A 2813-nucleotide genomic window follows, 5' to 3' on the forward strand; every position below is an offset into this window, starting at 1 on the left:
TGCCAAATTGCAAAATCTGCATACTGAATCGGCAACGGCACTAAAGGTGACGGCTGACCTATTGAATAAGCGTTGTACAGCGTTGCTAGTTCTTCAACAAACACACCTATTGACCAGGCATCACTGACAACATGATGCATACAAACTAACAAAATATGTTCTGTCAAAGACAGCATTACTAATGTTGCCCTGACTAATGGTTCCCTTGCCAGGTCAAACGGTTGAATAGCTTGTTGTTGAGCTAATTGCTGCGTGGCAATTTCTTGTTCGGTTTTTGGTACATCTCGCCAGTCAACAACACAGACTGTCCAATTCGTTTGTGTTTGAATAATTTGAGAAGGTTTTCCATCAAGTATGACGAAGTTGGTGCGTAAGGCTTCGTGGCGAGCAATGATGTTATGCAAACTTTGTTCTAGGGCAACTTGGTTGAGAGTTCCGACTAGACGCAAAGCTATGGGTATGTTGTATACAGCACTGTTCGGCTCTAACTGGTCTAAAAACCACAAACGCTGTTGAGCATAAGACAGTGGTAATTGAGCATTCTCTGCTCTTGGTAAGATTGGTGAGGAAAGAAGTTCTAAGTCTTGTTGCTGCAATTGCCCAATCGCTGGCGCCAATTCGGCAACTGTTGTTCTTGCAAACAACTCACGCAATGGTAGTTCCACTTTAAAAATGCTGCGAATACGTGAAACCACCTGCGTTGCTAGTAGCGAGTGTCCTCCCAGTTCAAAGAAATTATCATTAATGTCTACAAGCTCTAGTTTCAGCACTTGCGCCCAAATTTGTGCTAATAGTTCTTCAATTGGGTTACGTGGAGCAAGATATTTGTCTATTCGTTGGCTCTTGAAATCTGGTGCTGGCAAAGCGCGACGGTCTATCTTGCCGTTGGGAGTTAGTGGTAGGGACTCCAAGATCGCAAAAGCAGTTGGCACCATGTAGTCTGGTAGCTTTGCTTTCAGGAATTGCCGCAGTTCATTGATTGTGGGTGTAGAGTGCTGATGCGGCACCACGTAGGCAACTAAGCGTTTATCACCTGGATTGTCTTCGCGGGCAATAACACAATTGGCTTGTACATGGGGATATTGGCTCAATACTGTTTCGATTTCGCCTAACTCAATGCGAAAACCGCGTATTTTAACTTGATTGTCGATGCGTCCTAAGTATTCTATGTTACCATCTGGCAAATACCGTGCTAAATCCCCAGTTTTATATAATCTACTTGCTCCTGTCTCCTCAAACGGATTGGGGATGAATTTTTCTTGTGTTAACTCGCTTCGGTTGAGGTAGCCTTTTGCTAATCCTGCACCACCAATGTACAATTCTCCTGGCACACCCACAGGCACTGGTTGTAATTGTGTATCTAAAATGTAAATTTGCGTGTTAGCGATAGGACGACCAATGGGTGTGGTAGCACTTCTAGCTTCTATTTGCGTTGACTCATTTTTAAGTTGGTAAATACTCGACCAAATTGTAGTTTCTGTCGGCCCGTAGAGATTCCATACTTCGTTACCAGTTTCTAATAATTGATGAGCTAATGGAGTGCTTAAGGCTTCTCCCCCACACAGTATTTTCATTTTTAACTGTTGTGTAGAAAAACCAGAAGCCAGCAGCATTTGCCAAGTGGCAGGAGTCGCTTGCATTACGGTTGCGCCTGAATGCTGTAACTCTAGTAAAAGCCTAGTGCCATCACTGGTAACTTCACGCGAAACTACTAAGACCTTCGCTCCTACCATCAATGGCAGATACAATTCTAAAGCTGCAATGTCAAAGGATATGGTAGTAACGGCACAGAACGTATCACAGGCAGTTAATCCTAGACTATGACTCATGGAGGCTAAAAAGTTAACTACACCGTTGTGGTTAACTTCAACGCCTTTTGGCCTGCCTGTGGAGCCTGAAGTATAAATTACATAAGCTAAGTTTTCTGGTTTGCTGACACTGTGTAGATTTTCTGGACTGTGTTGAGCAATGAATTGGCGATCGCTATCTAAACATACTACTTGTGCAGTATGCTTAGGCAAAGATTCTAACAATGATTTCTGAGTTAATAACACTGGTAGTGCCGCATCATCTAATATGAAGCTCAAGCGGTCTTGGGGATAATCTGGGTCAAGTGGCACATAAGCCCCACCAGCTTTGAGAATCCCTAATAGTCCCACCACCATTTCTAAAGAACGTTCTACACAAATACCGACTAGCACATCTGGTTTTACACCCAAAGTTTGTAGGTAGTGTGCCAATTGGTTCGCACGACAGTTCAATTGGTAGTAAGTTAGTTGTTGATTGTCGAATACCACAGCTACAGCATTTGGGGTACGCTCTACTTGTTCTTCAAACAACTGATGAATACATTTATCCTGGGGATACGTGGATTTGGTATCGTTCCAGTCAAATAATAACTGTTGTTGCTCCCTTGGTGTCAGTAGAGGCAATTGGTAAATTCTCTCCTCTGGTTTAGCCACAATACTTTCCAGTAACGTGACAAAATGCCCATTCATGCGCTCAATTGTGCGCTCATCAAACAAATCAGTGTTATATCCCCATGCACCTACTAGTCCACTAGGAGTGTTCTGCATTGATAAAGTTAAATCAAACTTAGCAGTTGTGCTTTGGGTATTCGATAAACTGATATTTAAGCCAGCAAGCTCTAATTCAGATATAGGTGCATTCTGGAGGACAAACATCACTTGAAACAGTGGTGTATGGCTGAGGTCGCGTTCTGGCTGCAATGCTTCCACCAACATTTCAAAAGGCAAATCTTGATGAGTGTATGCTCCGAAAGCGACTTCTCGAACACGAGTCAACAACTGCCT

At 43.2% G+C, this 2813-nt stretch carries 1 protein-coding gene; it reads right to left on the minus strand.

Going from position 1 to position 2813, the window contains the following annotated elements:
* On the minus strand, positions 1–2813 hold a 2813-nt coding region (locus RMX98_RS36130; protein ID WP_409881976.1), incomplete at both ends, for a non-ribosomal peptide synthetase.

The organism is Nostoc sp. DedQUE02, assembly GCF_034531035.1.
Lineage (GTDB): Bacteria > Cyanobacteriota > Cyanobacteriia > Cyanobacteriales > Nostocaceae > Nostoc.